Annotated in this window: 20 protein-coding genes; 10 read left to right on the top strand and 10 right to left on the bottom strand. The window is 38.2% G+C overall.

Translation table 11 applies throughout. The features are described 5' to 3' along the window. Positions 1–89 precede the first annotated feature (89 nt). Entirely contained in the window at positions 90–572 is a 483-nt protein-coding gene (locus tag H5159_RS08205; protein ID WP_024596882.1) for a winged helix-turn-helix transcriptional regulator, read from the top strand. Positions 573–652: 80 nt separating this feature from the next. Here the strand turns inward: H5159_RS08205 and H5159_RS08200 are convergent, their stop codons facing one another. The 7 genes from H5159_RS08200 to H5159_RS08170 form a co-directional block, all read right to left on the bottom strand. Beyond that, positions 653–1,642: a sensor domain-containing diguanylate cyclase gene (locus tag H5159_RS08200; protein WP_182780121.1), complete on the bottom strand. Its 990-nt coding sequence runs from the start codon at positions 1,640–1,642 to the stop codon at positions 653–655. A gap of 184 nt (positions 1,643–1,826) precedes the next feature. Then, on the bottom strand, positions 1,827–2,207 hold the full coding sequence (locus H5159_RS08195; RefSeq protein WP_182673361.1) for a DP-EP family protein: 381 nt from the start codon (positions 2,205–2,207) through the stop codon (positions 1,827–1,829). Between the two features lie 20 nt (positions 2,208–2,227). Further along, positions 2,228–5,482, bottom strand: a complete 3,255-nt coding sequence (locus tag H5159_RS08190) for a winged helix-turn-helix domain-containing protein (protein ID WP_182780133.1) — start codon at positions 5,480–5,482, stop codon at positions 2,228–2,230. 167 nt (positions 5,483–5,649) lie between these two features. Next, positions 5,650–6,486, bottom strand: coding sequence for a mechanosensitive ion channel family protein (locus H5159_RS08185; RefSeq protein WP_002958733.1), 837 nt, complete (start codon positions 6,484–6,486; stop codon positions 5,650–5,652). A gap of 38 nt (positions 6,487–6,524) precedes the next feature. Further along, positions 6,525–7,268 (bottom strand): LrgB family protein, encoded by a 744-nt coding sequence (locus H5159_RS08180; RefSeq protein WP_182780120.1) that lies wholly within the window; start codon positions 7,266–7,268, stop codon positions 6,525–6,527. Beyond that, a complete protein-coding gene (locus tag H5159_RS08175; protein ID WP_182723985.1) occupies positions 7,261–7,614 on the bottom strand; it encodes a CidA/LrgA family protein in 354 nt (117 codons plus the stop codon). Before H5159_RS08175 ends, H5159_RS08180 begins: the two co-directional genes overlap by 8 nt. Before the next feature lie 71 nt (positions 7,615–7,685). Beyond that, complete coding sequence (locus H5159_RS08170; protein ID WP_182723986.1) at positions 7,686–8,477, bottom strand: crotonase/enoyl-CoA hydratase family protein; 792 nt, start codon at positions 8,475–8,477, stop codon at positions 7,686–7,688. Positions 8,478–8,844: 367 nt separating this feature from the next. Here H5159_RS08170 and H5159_RS08165 point away from each other — a divergent pair, with 367 nt between their 5' ends. The 3 genes from H5159_RS08165 to H5159_RS08155 are packed head-to-tail and all read left to right on the top strand — an operon-like array spanning position 8,845 to position 10,528. After that, the gene (locus H5159_RS08165) at positions 8,845–9,165 is read left to right on the top strand and encodes an HI1450 family dsDNA-mimic protein (RefSeq protein WP_002958729.1); all 321 of its coding nucleotides are present in this window, start codon (positions 8,845–8,847) and stop codon (positions 9,163–9,165) included. 42 nt (positions 9,166–9,207) lie between these two features. Further along, the gene (locus H5159_RS08160) at positions 9,208–10,020 is read left to right on the top strand and encodes a DUF481 domain-containing protein (RefSeq protein ID WP_182694406.1); all 813 of its coding nucleotides are present in this window, start codon (positions 9,208–9,210) and stop codon (positions 10,018–10,020) included. 25 nt (positions 10,021–10,045) lie between these two features. Continuing rightward, positions 10,046–10,528, top strand: a complete 483-nt coding sequence (locus tag H5159_RS08155; protein WP_182780119.1) for a hypothetical protein — start codon at positions 10,046–10,048, stop codon at positions 10,526–10,528. Positions 10,529–10,572: 44 nt separating this feature from the next. On the opposite strand, the gene H5159_RS08150 is transcribed toward H5159_RS08155, so the two are convergent. Both H5159_RS08150 and H5159_RS08145 read right to left on the bottom strand, forming a co-directional pair. Continuing rightward, positions 10,573–11,058: a peptidylprolyl isomerase gene (locus tag H5159_RS08150; RefSeq protein WP_002958726.1), complete on the bottom strand. Its 486-nt coding sequence runs from the start codon at positions 11,056–11,058 to the stop codon at positions 10,573–10,575. A gap of 12 nt (positions 11,059–11,070) precedes the next feature. Then, the gene (locus tag H5159_RS08145) at positions 11,071–11,982 is read right to left on the bottom strand and encodes a folate-binding protein YgfZ (protein WP_002958725.1); all 912 of its coding nucleotides are present in this window, start codon (positions 11,980–11,982) and stop codon (positions 11,071–11,073) included. Between the two features lie 164 nt (positions 11,983–12,146). Between H5159_RS08145 and H5159_RS08140 the strand changes: the two genes are divergently transcribed. Both H5159_RS08140 and H5159_RS21050 read left to right on the top strand, forming a co-directional pair. Further along, complete coding sequence (locus H5159_RS08140; RefSeq protein ID WP_002958724.1) at positions 12,147–12,398, top strand: succinate dehydrogenase assembly factor 2; 252 nt, start codon at positions 12,147–12,149, stop codon at positions 12,396–12,398. 55 nt (positions 12,399–12,453) lie between these two features. Next, positions 12,454–12,810 (top strand): hypothetical protein, encoded by a 357-nt coding sequence (locus tag H5159_RS21050; RefSeq protein WP_223231626.1) that lies wholly within the window; start codon positions 12,454–12,456, stop codon positions 12,808–12,810. Here the strand turns inward: H5159_RS21050 and nadB are convergent. Further along, entirely contained in the window at positions 12,785–14,395 is a 1,611-nt protein-coding gene (gene nadB / locus H5159_RS08135; protein WP_154903488.1) for an L-aspartate oxidase, read from the bottom strand. The two genes, H5159_RS21050 and nadB, sit on opposite strands and share 26 nt — an antisense overlap. A gap of 245 nt (positions 14,396–14,640) precedes the next feature. Here nadB and rpoE point away from each other — a divergent pair, with 245 nt between their 5' ends. The 4 genes from rpoE to H5159_RS08115 are packed head-to-tail and all read left to right on the top strand — an operon-like array spanning position 14,641 to position 17,266. Then, a complete protein-coding gene (gene rpoE / locus H5159_RS08130; protein WP_002958721.1) occupies positions 14,641–15,222 on the top strand; it encodes an RNA polymerase sigma factor RpoE in 582 nt (193 codons plus the stop codon). 1 nt (position 15,223) lies between these two features. Then, positions 15,224–15,841 (top strand): sigma-E factor negative regulatory protein, encoded by a 618-nt coding sequence (locus tag H5159_RS08125; protein ID WP_002958720.1) that lies wholly within the window; start codon positions 15,224–15,226, stop codon positions 15,839–15,841. A 4-nt stretch (positions 15,842–15,845) separates the two neighbouring features. Further along, positions 15,846–16,796: a MucB/RseB C-terminal domain-containing protein gene (locus H5159_RS08120; protein ID WP_002958719.1), complete on the top strand. Its 951-nt coding sequence runs from the start codon at positions 15,846–15,848 to the stop codon at positions 16,794–16,796. A gap of 20 nt (positions 16,797–16,816) precedes the next feature. Further along, the gene (locus tag H5159_RS08115) at positions 16,817–17,266 is read left to right on the top strand and encodes a SoxR reducing system RseC family protein (protein ID WP_024594973.1); all 450 of its coding nucleotides are present in this window, start codon (positions 16,817–16,819) and stop codon (positions 17,264–17,266) included. Positions 17,267–17,358: the final 92 nt, after the last annotated feature.

Below are 17,358 nucleotides of genomic sequence, written 5' to 3'. Positions count from 1 at the left end.
TTAAAATTCAGCAGAATATGCTGGTTAAATTTCGCGATTTACGATAATTTACAGGGTATAAATTTAACTTATCCGCATAAAATTCTGTTATGACAATTCCAAATAGATTACGCATGCTAGATCGTATTGATTTAGCCATACTAGACGTTCTTCAAAAGAACGGCAGAATTTCTAATGTTAACCTCGCAAAACAGGTTAATTTGAGTGCCAGCCCGTGCCTAGATCGTGTTAAACGATTAGAGCAAGAAGGGTATATTGAAGGCTATTATGCCAAGCTTAGCGAAGCTAAACTTAATCAGAGCTTAGTAGCGCATGTTCAAGTATCGCTTGTTGCTTCAAATACAGCTGTATTTAAAGTATTTAGAGAGCACATATTAAGGATAGAACAAGTAGTCGAATGTGACATGGTTGCTGGTGGTTATGATTACTTATTAAAAATTCGCGTTTCTAATATGGAAGAATATAGACAAGTTCTTGGCGACTTAGTAGATATTCCCGGCGTGGGTACTCATCATACTTATATGGTGATCGAAAAGATTAAAAAGGACGAAGGATTGCTAATCGATATTTAAGCTTTTCTCAAGTAATAAAAAAACCGCAATTGCGGTTTTTTTATTTTAGTAGATAAATGCTATACCAAATAGTTAGTACATCACCTTATACATAATTTATTACGACCTTCCGACTTCGCTCTGTATAAGGCCGTATCCGCCGCGCATATTAATGCCTCAGATGTTCTGTATTGATTATTGTATTCACACGCTAAACCCTGACTTACACTTATTTTTACATTCGCTGGTAAACCGAGATCTCTAAAATTAATGTTGAGTATTTTTTCTTGAATACGCTTAGCAATCATTTGTGCATTTGAAATGTGCGAACGAGGCAGCACAACAGCAAACTCCTCACCACCATAGCGTGCTACTAAACTGTCTTTAGATGGTAAGCACTCTTCAATTGTACGAGCGACTTTTTGAAGGCACTTATCACCTTTTACATGGCCAAAGTTATCGTTAAATAATTTAAAGTAATCAATATCAATAAGTATAAAGCTAAGAGGCTGCTTGTTAACTATGCACTCTTGCCAATTTTTAATGATGGTTTTTTCTAAAGTACAGCGATTAGCAATACCAGTGAGATGATCAAGTCTGGCTACGTTTTCCAGTACTTTGTATTTTTTAACGTGCTTTGAAATATCATGCATTATACAAATAAAAAGTGGGGTACTTGCGACTACAGATTCGGGTAAACATGATATAGATAACTCAACATCTAAACAGTTACCATTGTTTTTTCTTATTTTAACTTCTTTCGGACCATGATTGAGTGGTGTTTGATAGTTCTTTTTCCAACTTTCAAACATGTATTTATAGTCATCGCGATACTGTTCTTGTAAACAATCTTGCCATTTTTTACCTATTAATGAATCAGACGTTACATTGAAAAAACGTGCTGCTACGGGATTTACTGATTCAAACACCCCATCTGCATTAACAATAAAAATAGCATCGGCCATGACATTAGTGACATTAATAATCGCGCTTATTTTTTCATTGTTAACGGTATTAGAAATACTGCTGATTAATGCAGATACAGCGCTGTCGGTGTTGTTTGCTTTGCTATTTTCATTATTGTTAGACATGGTGTTGCTCATTTTTATTGTTAATGAAACTTTATGTCTAGCAGTTTATTCAATTTATCGTTTTTAAACCTTTCGGTAACCTTCTGATTTAAGTTGTTGTTATTTAAGTTTATTTAAGGGGCGTTTTTAAATAAATTACACCGCAATTAATATGCCTGTGCAATTTAAAAATAAGCATTACTAATTAGAGTTCTTTTTCATTCTTAACTTGAGGATCAGCGCTTTCATATTTATTGCCATTACACTCAACGTTAAAGATTAAGCATACAGAGCCATTATTTTCATCTGTGTCGGTAATGATAATTGTGTGGCCGTTGTCACTTACTTTATAGCTGAAGTCTTGGGCGCATGGTTTTTGTGTGTCGATATCGGTGATAGTAGCGCCAGTAAATACGAAACCATTTTGAATTGTGGCGTCGTCTAAATTGTAGTTGCCAGCGGTTTCAGTTCTTACAACACCACCGCCAGTAGCGGATTCGCCATTTTTTGTATAGCTAAAAATAGCTTCACCGTTGTTAAGTTTAATATTTACTTGAAAGTCGACATTTTCTAGGGTGTTATTCATATCATTTCCTTTATGAGTAATTATAGTTGGAAGTTCGTAATGCCTAATTTAACTAGGCTTGTTTTTATTTCTGATATCTCGTCTTCCCTGTTTAAACAGGAATAAGCTTGTACTAGTGGGTATGTTATTTTTACGCTCTGACTTATTTTTGCAGCTTCAGAAATTGCTTTGATAGCACTTAAGCAAAATTGCTCTCGCTGTTTATTAGTTGTAGCTAAGTTTGCTTTGATTAAGTTTATTCTTGTATATACTAAGTAATCACCAGTTTTAGTTAGGCTGGCTAATTGATGTTTGTAGTTTTCATTATTCTCAAGCTCAGTTAATAACTCCTGCGCTTTGAGTGGTGATTGTCTATTTATAAAATATTGAATCAGTGTAATTTGTGTATTAATAGTGCTGGTATTTTTAAAATTTTGAGATTTTAAAAAATTAATTATTTTTTCAATTGTTGAGTCAGTAGCTTCATCAGTAGATAGCATTAGTGAATGTGCTAAAGAGCGATAATACATAAGCTGAAATTTATTGTTTTTTGGATCTTGTACTAAAGCTTCATTGATAACTTGATTAGCCAAGCTGGCTTTTTTATGGGCCATCCGTTTATCACTCAAATAGCTCAGTAAATAACTTTGTTGCATATATAGGTTTGCTGACGTGTAAAAAAGGCTTGCATCACTAGGGTAGTCAGCAATCAATTTTGTGATTACGCCAACTGCACCTTCCAATATATTAACTGCTTCATTAAAGTTACTTAGCTTCTCTTCTGTTTTTGCAAGCCAACTAATCGTATCGGATTTATCTCGAAGTAAATCTTTGTTATTGGGTTTCAGTTTAAGCGCTTTATTTTTAAGTAAAAGTGACTCTGCAAAGTTCTTTTTTGCAGCGCTGTAGTTGGATTTTTCTATGTATAAAGAACCTAAAGAATTAGATGAATACGATAATTCCATAATGGAGTTAAAATCATTGGCTGCCAGCGCATACATTTTTTTACTGTAAGCGTGGTATTTTTTAAACATTTGCTCAGTAGCTTGATGATCATTTTGATCATAAGCTAATTGACCTAGCCAAAAGGCATTGGCGCCTGCAAGCGTTAGTAGCTCTAAGTTGTTAGGCTGTATTTTTAATAATGCCTCAAGGCGGGTGCGGGCGTTTTCAAAGGCGGTAAAGGCTTCATCGGTTTTACCTCGGGAATAAGCTACTTCACCCATTGCTTCGAGGGTTTGTGCGTACTGAAAACGGTTGTTAAATTGTGCTTTATTATCGCTAAAGCTAAAAAGTGAACTTGAATCGTCAGTTTGATCAGTAAAATACTCAAGTGCTTTATTACTAATACCATCAAGTAAGTCCATACGTTCAACGCTACGTAATTTATCGGCAAAGTCGCCGACCATAAACCCCAGTAAGCTTTCGGCCTCAAGCTGTTTTTTTTGCGCATGTTGTTGGGCTTTAAAACTAGTGAAGCTCATTAATAACGCGGTAAATGTAAGTAAGCACAATAAAGTAACGGTCACTCGTTTTGCTCTTATTTTTGTTTTTGTTTTTTTTACAGAGCTTTTGATAAGAGCATGCTCGTTATCATCTAATTTAAACAGTTTGTCGTTAAGTAATAGCTGCGCTTCTTGTAGCGGTTTACCTGGCGCTAGGAGGTAAGCACTACTTTTGCCTTCATCTACCCAATTTTGTGCTTGATGTTGTAAACGACTTTTTATTGCTAAGGCATCTTTATGGTCATTAATCCATTGTTTTGCGCGCGGCCATTGACGCAATAATGCCTCGTGAGCAAGACTAAAACAGGCTTCTTGGTTTTGTAAATGCGATACAAATAAACGGCTATCGACCATGGCTTGCACAAGCTCTTTTTGACTTGTGTTGGTTAATGTTTGCCAGCGGGCAGCGCGGCTCGTAATGGTTTTACCATCTGGGTTTAAAGTGATCAGTTGTGATAATACGCTTTTTAGTTGCTGCTGTTGCTCATTACTAAGATCAATAAATATATCTTCTGCTTTTTTGCCTATGGCGCCCTCAATACCCCCGAGTTTTGTGTAAACACTGTGCAGTAGCTCGTTATTATCACTGCGCTGTAAGTACAGCTCTTGCAATGTGTATTGCAGCATGGGCAATGCATCGGGGTTATTGGCTGTGTCGGCGCACAATATTTCATCCAGTGGTGTTTGGGTTTGTGGGTCATTGGAGAACGTTAAATTAGCGGTTAACGCTGGCAGGCGAATAATTTGTTGGAGTTCTTGGCGGTTTGGCGGTGTTAAATCGTAGTGCGCGCCATGAGCTTTGCCTGCCATTAAACTTGGTTGTTCAACAACTAAAGGGTAAAAGTCGTTACGACACGCACTAAATACAATCACAGCTTTAGAGATTGCTAAGCGCTCAATAACCGACAAGAAATGGTTGCGTGTTTCGCTACTAAATATAGGAGAAGAAAGCAGTACTTCTAAGCGGTCAATAAATAAAAATAACTGGGGTGTTTTAAGTTGTGTAGAGGCTTTACTAAGTGCAGCTTGTATGGCATTAATTACGCCATCTATTGCCAATTCTAGTTGCTCTGCAAGTGTTTGCGCGCTTAATCCTTCAAACACAGGCTGGGCGTTTATATCCCAATCAAGTAATGCAGAAGCTAAGTCTAGAAAAAGTCTATTTTTATGCACATCTGCAAAGTCCATCTGGGTGTAGGAAATAACCCCGATGCCATTATAGCCTCGCTCATCTAGTAGTTTTGGTAAAATTCCAGCATTAACAAGCGAGGATTTACCTGTACCACTAGGGCCAAGTATTAAGCAAAAAGCACGACCGTAATTTACCTGGCTAGATATCCTTTCCAGCAGGGTAGCTATAGATTGGGTACGGCCAAAAAAAACGTGGGTATCATTTGGGTTATATGCACGCAGGCCTAAGAAAGGGGATCCTCCCTGCCATGTACTTTTAGTGCTTGGGATAGGATCTGCTAACGGAAAAGATAATTTTGCAATAATGCGGTAGCCACGTTTACGGATAGTTTCAATATAATGTGGTTCATTGGCTTTATCACCGAGCGCTTTTCTTAGCTGAGTGATAGTTTTATGTAGTGGATTATCGCCAATATCAGTATTTTTCCAGCATTTACTGAGCAATTCATCGCTGCTTACAATGTCGCCATTTTGTTGACACAAATGCAATAAAACTTCCATCGCTTTGGGCTCTAACTGTTTGGCTTTACCAGTGAGTTGAATTGAGTTAGTTGAAGGTGTTACTTGCCAATCGCCTAGGTAGAAGGGGTTGCGCATCATCATTACTCATTATTGTTTTTTTATTATTAAAATTAAGTGCGTATTGATATTTATTAACACTATTTATATGGCAAATAAATCTATAACACAACTATTTGAGTTTATTCTGAGCAGAGGGGGTAGGAAAGGATGAGCTTGCAGATATGCAAGCTCACTATAAAAATAAATTAGCTTTCTAGGTCGGCTTTGTTAATTGTAATGACGCGTTGAGGGAATGGAATTTCAATATCAGCGTTATTAATTGCTTTATAAACACCACCGTTAATAGCCAGTTTGGTTTCGATAATTTTAGTAGTAGGCACCCAATATCGGTAGCTTATTGTAACACCGCTATCGGCGAAGCGTTCAATACCCACTTGTGATAACGGATTTTGTGCGACTAATTCATGTGCTTTAAGTACGTCTTCAATGAGGCTAATCGCGTTATCAGAGCATGCACTATAAGCTATATCTATTTCACCTTTGACCAATGAGTAACTAAATGAGTTATGAAGTATTTCACCCACTATGTGCTTATTTGGAATGGTGATTTCTACTTTTTCTTCATTGATTAAAATAGTGTAGCCAAGCTCAATTGTTTTAACTTGGCCGCTTACATTTTTAACTTCAATAGTATCACCAACAACAAAAGGTCGCGTGGCTATAATGGCAAGGCCTGCACCATAATTAGAAAGCATTCCTTGCAGCGCTAAACCAGCACCTAAAGATGCAGCACCAATGGCTGCTACAAATGGCGTAACGCTAATACCTATTTTGCCAAGTGCAATAATTATAACCATTACAATGAGCAGTACTTTTACCACGCTACTGACAAAGTTTGTGAGCGTAATATCAACATTATGGCGGGTCATTAACGCGGCTACAAATTTGGCAAGCTTTTGTGCTATCCACAAACCAATGAGGACGATAAAAATAGCGCCAACAATTTGCATACTGTAGGTAACCATATACTCAGTAAGCATGGTGTAATATTTTTCAAACTGTTCGATTTCAGAACTGATCATAAAGCGCTCTAAGTTAGGGCTATGTTGTATTTTTCCAACTATAGCAAAATGTTGACTAAAAATGGATATAACAGCGGCACTATAATCGCTGTTAATAAAGCACTTAGTGCCATTGCAACTGATGAGTAAGCGCCTACTTTTGGATGCTCAGCAATAGCAGCAGCGGTCCCAATTGCATGGCAGGCTGTGCCCATGGCAACGCCTTGAGATTCGTGATTAAAAATATTAATGAGTTTAAAAAGCATAAAACCAAATAAAGCGCCTAGTAAACCAATAAAAATAACTAAAGCCGCGGCAAGTGAGCTAATCCCTCCTAACGAGTCGGTAACAATTAAAGATATTGGGGTCGTCACACTGAGTGCGGCAACAGATGCACTTAGCTGCGCTGGCGAATTAAATAATATGCTTAGCAAAAATGCCACAACGGTTGCGTTAACAATGCCTAAGCTACATGTTGCGACTATAAGTAATAGATTTTTTCGTACGTGTGTAAACTGCTGATATAAAGGAAGCGCTAGAGCCACAATTGCGGGCTCTAATAACCAGCTTAGTAATTTGCTGTGCGTGGCAAATTGCGTATAAGGCAAATTTAGATTAACGAGTAATAAAGCAATAATACTAATACTTAAAAATACGGGGTTGGTGAGCGATTTAAATACGCTGTTTTTTATACTTTGGTTTACGGCCCTTAGTGCTAAAAATAATACAATAATAAAAGGAATACTTAGCCACCATAAATTAGGTTGTAGCTCTGAAATAGCGGAAAAAGTAAGATTAGTCATTATTTTCTTTTCCCTTAAAGTACGCAATTACACTGCTAACAAGCAATAAGGTAGTTATAGGAACAAGCACCACAACTGAGGCTAAAAATGCCCAGTGCGATTTTATAAGACCGAGATGCTCAATAAATCCCACACCCGCTGGAATGAAAAAGATAGGCATAATATTTAAAATAGGGGAGGCGCATGGTTTTACATGTTGCTCTTTTACAATACCCGATAAGAGTAAAACTAATAAAATAACCATAGCGAGTAACGGTGCAGGAAAGCTTCCACCAATAAAGTGCATAATGAGTTTAGCGCTGGCTAAACATAGTAAAATAATAGCGCTACTGAGCAGATATTTCATCAAAGTGGCTCACAGAAAAGATAAGAGCTTAACTTTAACAAATCAAACTCTTTTATGCATTGTGCAATAGTCTACCAATGCTTTGTATTTACGTAGGTTATATCCGCTTTTCCTTTTGCTTTAGCAATTGCTTTTTTAGTGTTTGGGTTTAGCAATAAGCGAATTTGGCTGAAGGTTTCTTTAGCGAGTATTTTTCGTTGGTTTGGTTTATAGCTAAGTTGTGTAACACGTTTAATAGCAGCAAGCGTATCGGGTGAGCGCTCAAGTAATGTATTGAGCATGTTTTGCGTGGCTTGTTGAGTATCATCGGTAAGCTGAGTAACTAAACCTAGCTCATTTGCTTGTTGTGCTGTGATTGGGTTTGCGTGGCTTGCAAGCCAAAGTGCTTGGTCACGCTTAACTAAACCGCTCATCATTACATTTGCGCCCATATCGGGGCACAAGCCCCAACGCGCTTCCATAATGGCAAGCTTGGCATCAATATGAACAATCCTGTAATCAGCACCCAGCGCTATTTGTAATCCTCCCCCTAAACAGTTGCCATCAATTTGTGCAATAACAGGCACGCTCAGTGACTGCCAGCCTAATACTACTTTTTGCGCTAAATTTTGATTGCCAGGTAACCATTTAAGCAATAATTTTATAATATTCAATGGTGCCGCCATTACGGCTGATATATCAAGCCCTGCACAAAAATGCTCGCCATCGCCTTTTATTACTACAGCACGAATACTGCGGTCTCTTTTTATGTTTTTAATGGCTTTGTTTAGCTCTACAAACATTTCAAAGCTTAATGCGTTTTGTTTTTTTGCTCTGCTAAGCGTGACGGTTGCAATGCCATTTTGTTTTTCTAGTTTTATCATTACACACTCCTCTGACCTGTTAGTTGAGCTTATGTTGTTATAAGAATTAAGTAAAGTGACGGTATTTTTTAAATAAATGGAATTTATTGCTAAAGCTGTAGTCTTAAAGGGTTAGATTTAGATGAGAAAAAGCTAAACAATTAGAACTTGAGATAATAAAATTTTTTACGTTGTTATTTTAAGCTTAAATTAAAAAAGTAATCTTGATATTCAATGGGTTAGTTAAATTGTTATTTACTGTTTGAGTTGTATGCTGAATAAAGCATGACTCAGTTACAAAAAAGTCAGTGTTTTACGCTTTTTTTTATCAAAATGATGATGAGATTTGATAATATAGCGCAACTTAAAAGCTTAAGGTTAAGCACATATGTCGGGTCCACGTTTATATACGGTAGAAGAAGCTACTCACCAAGCTTATGATATTTTTTTAGAGCTAGCGCCAAATAACTTGAGTGATAAAGATGTTGAAGACTTTAATGAGTTTAGAGAAGACCTAGGCTTTATTGAAGAAGACGAGCCAGACGATCAGTGGCAAGATTTTGTTGCCCTTGAGATAGAGCCAGAGCACTTTATTCAGGTGCTAGTTGGTTTAGAATTTGAAAATGATGATGTTTTGTTTGCTAAAATTTTGATTAGTCGTGATAAAGATGCTCCGTTTTGTCATATTTTATGGAAAGAGAGTGAATAAGCAATACCGCTTATTTTTATAATTGTGTGCAGAGAGAGTGTTGTGCGTAAGTATTTATTTTTATTTTTTTTAATAATTAGCTGCCCGAGTTGGGCTGTTGATCCATTTGAAGATTTTCATGAATATGGCAAGCTCTCTGATGAAGAAATTCATGAGTTACACAAAGGTGATATGCTTTACGGTGATACTGAATTTGGTTTTATTCTAAGTAAAGGTAACACCAATTCGACCAGTTTTAAGCTCAAAGGTAATTTATACCAAGATTTTGAAAAGTGGCGTAACCAATTTAAAATAGACTCTCTTTATAAGCGTGATGAAAACGATGAAAGCGGTGGCACTGATGTTACTGCTAATCGTATTTTTGTATCAGCGCAAGGTAACTATAAAGTAGGTGTTAAAAACTCCTCATTTTTTATTTACGGTGATTACGAAGAAGATGAGTTTAGTGGACTTGATTTTAAAAGCACGGTGGCGACAGGCTATGGTGCGCGTGTATATCAAGGCTCTAAAAACAAAGTAGATATTGATATAGGACCTGGTTTATACCGTTCAGTCGCCGATGAAGATTCGGATGTGAGCGAAGATGAAATTGATAAAACCGGTTATTTAGTACGTGTTGCAATGCAGTGGGAACGTTTGGTCTCTAAGCGTACTCGTTTTAATCAAGATGTGAGTATAGAGCAGTCGCTTTCAGGTCTTAATTCTCGCTTAAAATCGGAAACCGCACTGATAAGCCAAGTGATTGGCGCGGTATCACTCAAATTTACCTACATGTATCGTTATAATTCAAAACCCGAAGATGATAAACTCAAGTTTGACTCAGAGCTGAGTGCTACATTGGTATACAGCTTTTAAGTATTTATTTAATTTAGAGAATATTATGTATCAGCATAAACAGTATGCGGTGTTTATCTTTTTTGTATTAGCGTGGATTGGCGGTTTTGTGGCGCTTGCGTGGAACTTGTTAGGCGCTGATGGACCTTTAATAATATTTACTGGGATTTTAGTGCTGGTGGGCTTTTTGTTCCATGGCCTAACAGTAAAAGTAGATGATAAAAATATTAGCTGGACGTTTGGTCCAGGCGTTGCTGGTCAAAGTATTGAGCTTAGCGAAGTAGCAGAAGCAAAAGCAGTTCAAAACTCTTACAGACACGGTATTGGTATGCGAATTACTCATGATGGTTGGGTATATACAGTATCTGGCTTTAGTGCAATACAGTTAACGCTCAAAGATGGCACCTTGTATAGAGTTGGTACAAACGATCAAAAAGGTTTACTAGCTGCTTTAAAAGAAAAAAACGTATCAATCGCGCTGCCTAGTAAGCCAAAAGCTGAAACGGTTAAGCGTAACAATATGATATAAAAAAAAAGCGCCTTAGGCGCTTTTTCTATTTGTTTAGCAGTGCATTAGTGGTCGTGGCCACACCCACCTTCGCCATGTACGTGGCCGTGAGTTAATTCATCTTCTGTAGCATCACGTACTTCTAGTATTTCTACATCAAAGTTAAGTGTTATACCTGCAAGTGGGTTATTACCATCTACAATCACTTCTTCATCTTGGATATCGATGATCATTACTGATTGGTCACCATCATCTGTTGATGCACGAAATTGCATGCCAACTTCAATTTCCATACCTTCAAACATTGATTTAGGTACTGCTTGCATTAGGTTTTCGTGGCGCTCGCCGTAACCTTCTTCAGGTTCAACCTTTACGCTAAGCGTGTCGCCTGGTTGCTTGCCCAGCAAAGCATTTTCTAGGCCTGAAATTAAATAGCCTGTGCCAATGATAAAGTGTAGTGGCTCACCACCGAACGAGTTATCAATGCTATTGCCATCATTATCCATTACTGAATAATGCATTTTTACCACTTTGTTTGCCGCAACGATCATAGTCATTCCTATTTATTCATCTTCAAGAGAGTAGGGTAGAGGCAGAATGCTTAGCTCCACCTGAGGTGTGTGTTTTGCACGAAGTACCTGAGTTACATCAGTATCGTTTGGCAACACAACGAGGCCTGTTAATTTATTTGTTTGCTCATCAAAGCTTTGTGCAATAAGTTTACCTGCACGGCGCCAATTTTCGCCTAATTGGGTTTCTAAATCAGGCTCTGAAAGAATCCCTTCGCTTTGCCCTGAAACGATATACATTGCACGTTTATTTTTACCAAGGTACTTCATACGGGCTACTGTTTCTTGACCGGTATAACACCCTTTTTTGAAACTTATACCGCCAATAGCATGTAGGTTTACCATTTGAGGAACGTACTCGCCAATTGCATCTGCACTTAGCTGAGGCTCACCGGCAAGCATCGCTGCTTGTTGCCAAGGGGCTTCGTTATCAAGTGTGGATACGTTATCAGGCATGCTAAATTGGTTATCAACCATTATTAAAACACGGTTATCAGCTAATTTTAGCGCTTTACCATTCGTAAAATCACACGCGCTTGCATCGCCTTCAAAGCTAATATCAAGTTGTGCCAGTACATCCGATAAATCATCACCAATTAAACCAATTAAACGCTTTGAGCATTCAGTAATATCAACTTTTGCAAATACAGCGTATTTTTTAAGTTCAGCTAATGATTTTTCAACTTCAGCTTGGCTACCCGCAAGGTAGTAGCTATCTTGGTAAGAAAATAATTTAAATACACCCCAAAGTTTACCTTTGGCGCTGCAATGGCCAGCCCACAAATAATTACTGCTGGTTAATTTATTTAGATCTTGAGTGATTTGTCCGTGCAAATAAGATAATTTATCAGCACCGCAGAGGCTAATAAGTTGATGAGATAACGGACATGCATAAACGCTCGACATAAAAACCTTCTTTGCAATATAAATGAAGTGACATAATAACGCAGTTGTTACGTATGGTACAGACAAGCGCTTATTGGTGTGGGTTTATTATTTAATGAGAGATTAATAGCTGCTAAATAGGCTTGTGTTTGTTAAACTCGAGTCAATTAAGTATGAGGTTTAAAATGGTTGAAATTCATAGTAAAGCACGTATTCGTTGGGCTTGTCGTCGTGGCATGTTAGAGCTAGATGTTTTGTTTATGCCGTTTGTAGAAGAAGCATACGACTCTTTGAGCGCAGAGCAACAGGCTATCTTTCAGCGTTTGCTAACAGAAGAAGACCCTGACTTATTTGCATGGTTTATGGGTCATGAAGAATGTAAAGACGAGCAGTTAAACGGTATGGTTTCGCTGATCTTAGACCGAGTTCGTGTATAGGTTTACGGTTACAAATAATAAAGCTGACCACAAACCAATTGTGGTCTTTTTTTGTATACTTAGTTTTATATTATGTTTATTTTTAGATTCACTATTAGCCATGCTTTTTTGTTTAATAATAAATGCACTAGCTGGCTTGATAATGTGGCGCAAAGTATTAGCAATTCACCCACATGAGGGCATTATAATATTAGAACCAAAGTTATTTAGATTTGAGGGCGAGAGCTTAAAAATTCAGGGTGAAATAAGTAACAAAAGCCGATTTTATGGTAATAATATATGGCTTCATATTAAAGGTTTTAGTAACAACCATTGGCTTATAATTTCAGCCAATGGCGTTAATGAGCAAAGTTATGCGCGTCTAAAACGTGCCACTGTCGGCGCAATTAATTGCGTTTTGGAGTCAAAATAGTCGGCGTTGGATTTTCACTTTGTTCAGGGTAATCAATAGTGTAATGCAAGCCTCTGCTTTCTTTTCGCTCCATAGCACTTCTAATAATTAGCTCTGATACTTGCACTAAATTACGAAGCTCAAGTAAGTTATTACTTACTCTAAAGTTTGCATAGTAATCGTGTATTTCTTGTTGTAGCAACTCAACTCTATGCAGTGCTCGTTCTAAGCGTTTAGTAGAGCGTACAATACCTACATAATCCCACATAAATAAACGTAGTTCATGCCAGTTATGGGTAATAACAATTTCTTCATCTGAGTTACTAACACGGCTCTCATCCCAATGAGGAAGCGCTATCGGCTCTGGTGCATGTTCAATTTTACTTAAAATATCTTTAGCTGCAGCGTGGGCAAATACAATGCACTCTAATAGTGAATTACTTGCCATACGGTTTGCACCATGTAAGCCTGTGTAAGCAACTTCACCTACAGCATATAAGTTATCGAGATCTGTTTTGCCGTTAAAGTCAGTCATTACACCACCACAGGTGTAATGCGCAGCAGGCACAACTGGGATTGCTTCTTTCGTTATATCGAGGCCTACACTTAAGCATTTTGCGTAAATAGTAGGAAAGTGCTCAATAATAAAGTCTTTATCTTTGTGGCTAATATCTAAATAAACACAATTGGCGCCTAAGCGCTTCATTTCAAAATCGATTGCGCGTGCCACTATATCGCGTGGAGCAAGCTCTTCACGGCTATCAAAGTCTTTCATAAACCGAGTTCCATCAGGGCGCTTTAAATAAGCCCCTTCACCGCGCATGGCTTCGGTAATTAAAAAGTTTTGTAGCTCTGGATGATAAAGACTTGTTGGATGAAATTGATTAAATTCCATGTTGGCAACTTTACAACCTGCACGCCAAGCCATTGCAATACCATCACCACTTGATACGTCTGGATTAGATGTATATAAATACACTTTACTTGCACCACCGGTTGCAAGAGCAACAAATTTAGCTGAAATGGTTTCTACCTTTTTAGCTTTTTTGTTCCACACATACATGCCTTCAATGTGTGAGCCTGTTTTTCCGGCGCTTTTATCTGTGATTAAATCAATGGCGTTGTATTGCTCTAAAAGCGTTATATTTTTATGAATTTTAACTTGGCTGATAAGTGTTGTTTGCACCGCTTTACCTGTTGCATCGGCTGCATGCAATATACGGCGATGGCTGTGACCACCTTCACGTGTTAAATGAAAACGCTCTTTTCCTTTGCTATCAAACTCCATATCAAAGGGTACGCCTTGGTCGATTAACCACTGTAGGCAATCGTGAGCATTGCTGGCGGTATAATGAACAGCGTCTCTATCGCATAAACCGCCGCCTGCATCGAGAGTATCTTCAACATGAGATTCTATGCTGTCGTTTTGTTTATCAAATACAGCAGCTATACCGCCTTGGGCATACAAAGTAGAACCTTCGGTAAGCGCTCCTTTACTGATCACGGTAACGTTACAATAATTAGCTAGAGATAATGCAAGTGATAAGCCTGCTGCGCCGCTACCTATAATAGCGACATCTGCAATGTGATGTTTATTTTGGTTCATGTCAGAGGTACTTTGCGGTTACAATGCTCATATAGAGCAATATTTGTTTTTAATATCTGTAGTTGTATCATATTTGTCATACTACTACGTAGTGATTTTAAAGGCTTAGCGCCGTTATTATCATCTATTTTATAAAAAAATAATATTAAGCAGAACTTTTTATTCATAAAGAGGTCAGAGTATTTGTGAACAATGACGACAATATGAATAACAAGCAAAAATCAGACATAGGAGTACCGGCTCGAATGAGCGAGCAGGAATTAGATTTAGTGCTAGTAAAAAGGGTCCAGCAAGGAGATAAAAACGCCTTCAACCTATTAGTAAAGAAGTATCAAAACAAAATAGCAGGTTTGATCTCACGTTATGTATCTAACCAAGGCGATATTGCTGATGTAGCACAAGAAGCTTTTATTAAAGCTTACCGTGCACTTCCTAACTTTAGAGGTGACAGCGCCTTTTACACGTGGTTATACCGTATTGCCGTTAATTGTGCTAAAAATTACTTAGTAGCCCAGGGGCGTAAGCCGCCAGCAAATGATATAGACGCTGAAGATGCCGAGTTTTATGATTGTGCAGATTCAATGCGATCGAATGCATCTCCTGAAAACCTACTTTTAAGCGAAGAAGTACGCGCTGTTATTTTTAATACGATTGATAGTTTGCCTGAAGATCTTAAAACCGCAATCACCCTTAGAGAAATAGAAGGGATGAGCTATGAAGAAATAGCAGTGGTAATGGATTGCCCAGTCGGGACTGTGCGTTCGCGTATATTTCGTGCCCGTGAAGCAATAGATAACAAATTAAACCCATTAATAGGCGAGTCTTAGTATGACAAAAGCACACCTTAACAAGTTAGATAACGAAGCGTTATCGGCATTACTTGATGGCGAGCAACATCTAACTGATGCAAAAATTGCAGAGCAAGATGTAACTACGTTTGGCCGTTATGCGTTAATTGGTGATGCGATGCGTGCTCAAAAAAATAATAACGACATACATATTGATATTAGCGATCGCGTTGCATTAGCACTAGAAAGCGAGCCTGTTTATGCTGACTTTAGTCAGTCAAAAACACAGCCTCAAGCAATCACTGAAACAGTACAAGATAATAAAGTAGTCGCTTTTAATTGGCGCAAACCAGTTGCCCAATTAGCTATTGCAGCAAGTGTAGCGATGTTTGCTATTGTGGGCGTTAATACGCTTCCTCAAAGTAACAATGAGCAGCAAAGTGAAATTCCATTACTGCAAACCACACCGCTAGCAGGTATGGCCTCGCCAGTAAGTTATTCGTCTGAGCCTGCGCTTGAAAATGCTGAGCAAGGTTTACGTGAACTACAGCAACAGCGTATTGGTGCGTTAGTTCTTGAGCATCAACGCCAAGCACGAGTTGCGAATTCTTTAGAAACAGCGCAAACTAATACCAAAGCGTCTGAGGAAAAAAACTAATTAAATGAAAGTAATCACTTTTGTTCTGTCGTTGGTAGTAAGCTTTAATGCATTTGCCAACGACACAAATCCTGCCAAAGATTTATTACTCAAAATGGCTAATGCCGTTCACACCCGTAATTTTGACGCCTCGTTTGTGGTTGTCAAAGGTAAAACAATGGAACCCTACCGATGGGTGCATGCTTTACAAGGTGACACCGAACTTGAGCATTTAAGTTTACTTAACGGTGCTGGGCTTGAAATGGTCCGTATCGATAATCAAGTTACTTATTTTGAACCTCAGTCTGAACCATATTCTCTAAAAACAGATTCAATAGCAGGTCCAATCCCTGAAGTACTATTTAAAGATATAGATCGCTTAAGTGCGCACTATGATTTTGTACTAGGCGGCAAAGGGCGTATTGCAGGGCGCGCAGCGCAACTTGTTCGCATTGAATCTAAAGACGAGTATAAATATAATTATTGGATTTGGCTGGATATGGAATCGTCGTTGTTGCTAAAAGCCGCGTACGTTAACCATGAAGGTGAAGCCTTAGAGCAGTTACAGCTTACACATATTAGTGTGACAGAGCAGCCAGCCGGTATGCTAGTTGAAGTGCTCAATCGAAACTTTCCAACGCCTTTGCCAAACGATGCACTTATAAATGAAGATAGTACTGCCACTAATTGGAAAATTAGCTGGTTACCAGATGGCTTTGAGTTGCTAAAATCAGACAGACATAAGCTCGATTTAAATAACGAGTTAACTGATTATTACTTGTTCTCTGATGGTTTTGTTGAGGTTTCTGTATTTATTCAGCGCCCATTACCAGGTAAGCGTTTAAGTGGAGCACTCACTTCTGGTGCAACGACAGTATATGTGCATAATGGCGGTAATTTTGATGTATCGGTTGTTGGTAATGTACCGAGTATGACCGCAAAAGCGATTGCAGAGTCAGTTACCCGCGCACTATAGACGATTCCGTAAGGATTGTTATGATTGAACAAACCCTCACTGTTGTGGCCCTCGATGGCCACATTGCTCATTTAGAAGCACAGCAAAAACAAGCTTGTGAAGGCTGCAATGGTCGTTGCGGCTCACAAGTGTTTAGTAAATTATTTGGCACTGCAAAAAAAACCTTTCCTTATAAATTTGAATCCTCAGTAGAAATAGGGCAAAAGGTCACTTTGTCACTAGATGATAGTCATGTCGTTAAGCATGCTTTTGCGGTTTACATGCTACCGCTCCTTTTGAGTCTTGTTTTTGCATTTGTTGCGGCGCAATTGTTTATAGCTTCCGAAGGCTGGCAGATTTTAGCTGCTGCTCTAGGTGGCGTTACTGGCTTTTTTATAGCTAAAACTCGCGTGAAATCTCTAAAGCACGATATAAAAGTTATAAAAATTCACCCAATTAGTATCCCTTTAACTCAAATAGATGGTGATTGACGCCAATTAAATGTAAAATTGCCGTTTTATACCAAAGTAACTTGGAAATACAGGGAATCGTGGTTTTTTAAATTATTTTATCTGGCTGAATT

This window comes from Pseudoalteromonas sp. SG43-1 (assembly GCF_014164415.1).
GTDB classification, from domain to species: domain Bacteria; phylum Pseudomonadota; class Gammaproteobacteria; order Enterobacterales; family Alteromonadaceae; genus Pseudoalteromonas; species Pseudoalteromonas distincta.
Note: the sequence above shows the minus strand (reverse complement) of the source record. Positions and strands in the feature narration are given on the sequence as shown.

Bases quoted from the DNA above. Each gene is read 5' to 3' on its own strand.
- H5159_RS08185 (WP_002958733.1), bottom strand. From the start codon at position 6,486: ATGATCAGTTCTGAAATCGAACAGTTTGAAAAATATTACACCATGCTT.
- H5159_RS08120 (WP_002958719.1), top strand. From the start codon at position 15,846: ATGAAAGTAATCACTTTTGTTCTGTCGTTGGTAGTAAGCTTTAATGCA.
- H5159_RS08115 (WP_024594973.1), top strand. From the start codon at position 16,817: ATGATTGAACAAACCCTCACTGTTGTGGCCCTCGATGGCCACATTGCT.
- H5159_RS08175 (WP_182723985.1), bottom strand. From the start codon at position 7,614: ATGAAATATCTGCTCAGTAGCGCTATTATTTTACTATGTTTAGCCAGC.
- H5159_RS08155 (WP_182780119.1), top strand. From the start codon at position 10,046: ATGTATCAGCATAAACAGTATGCGGTGTTTATCTTTTTTGTATTAGCG.
- H5159_RS08125 (WP_002958720.1), top strand. From the start codon at position 15,224: ATGACAAAAGCACACCTTAACAAGTTAGATAACGAAGCGTTATCGGCA.
- rpoE (WP_002958721.1), top strand. From the start codon at position 14,641: ATGAGCGAGCAGGAATTAGATTTAGTGCTAGTAAAAAGGGTCCAGCAA.
- H5159_RS08180 (WP_182780120.1), bottom strand. From the start codon at position 7,268: ATGACTAATCTTACTTTTTCCGCTATTTCAGAGCTACAACCTAATTTA.
- H5159_RS08140 (WP_002958724.1), top strand. From the start codon at position 12,147: ATGGTTGAAATTCATAGTAAAGCACGTATTCGTTGGGCTTGTCGTCGT.
- H5159_RS08190 (WP_182780133.1), bottom strand. From the start codon at position 5,482: ATGATGCGCAACCCCTTCTACCTAGGCGATTGGCAAGTAACACCTTCA.
- nadB (WP_154903488.1), bottom strand. From the start codon at position 14,395: ATGAACCAAAATAAACATCACATTGCAGATGTCGCTATTATAGGTAGC.
- H5159_RS08195 (WP_182673361.1), bottom strand. From the start codon at position 2,207: ATGAATAACACCCTAGAAAATGTCGACTTTCAAGTAAATATTAAACTT.
- H5159_RS08145 (WP_002958725.1), bottom strand. From the start codon at position 11,982: ATGTCGAGCGTTTATGCATGTCCGTTATCTCATCAACTTATTAGCCTC.
- H5159_RS08170 (WP_182723986.1), bottom strand. From the start codon at position 8,477: ATGATAAAACTAGAAAAACAAAATGGCATTGCAACCGTCACGCTTAGC.
- H5159_RS08165 (WP_002958729.1), top strand. From the start codon at position 8,845: ATGTCGGGTCCACGTTTATATACGGTAGAAGAAGCTACTCACCAAGCT.
- H5159_RS08205 (WP_024596882.1), top strand. From the start codon at position 90: ATGACAATTCCAAATAGATTACGCATGCTAGATCGTATTGATTTAGCC.
- H5159_RS08200 (WP_182780121.1), bottom strand. From the start codon at position 1,642: ATGTCTAACAATAATGAAAATAGCAAAGCAAACAACACCGACAGCGCT.
- H5159_RS08150 (WP_002958726.1), bottom strand. From the start codon at position 11,058: ATGATCGTTGCGGCAAACAAAGTGGTAAAAATGCATTATTCAGTAATG.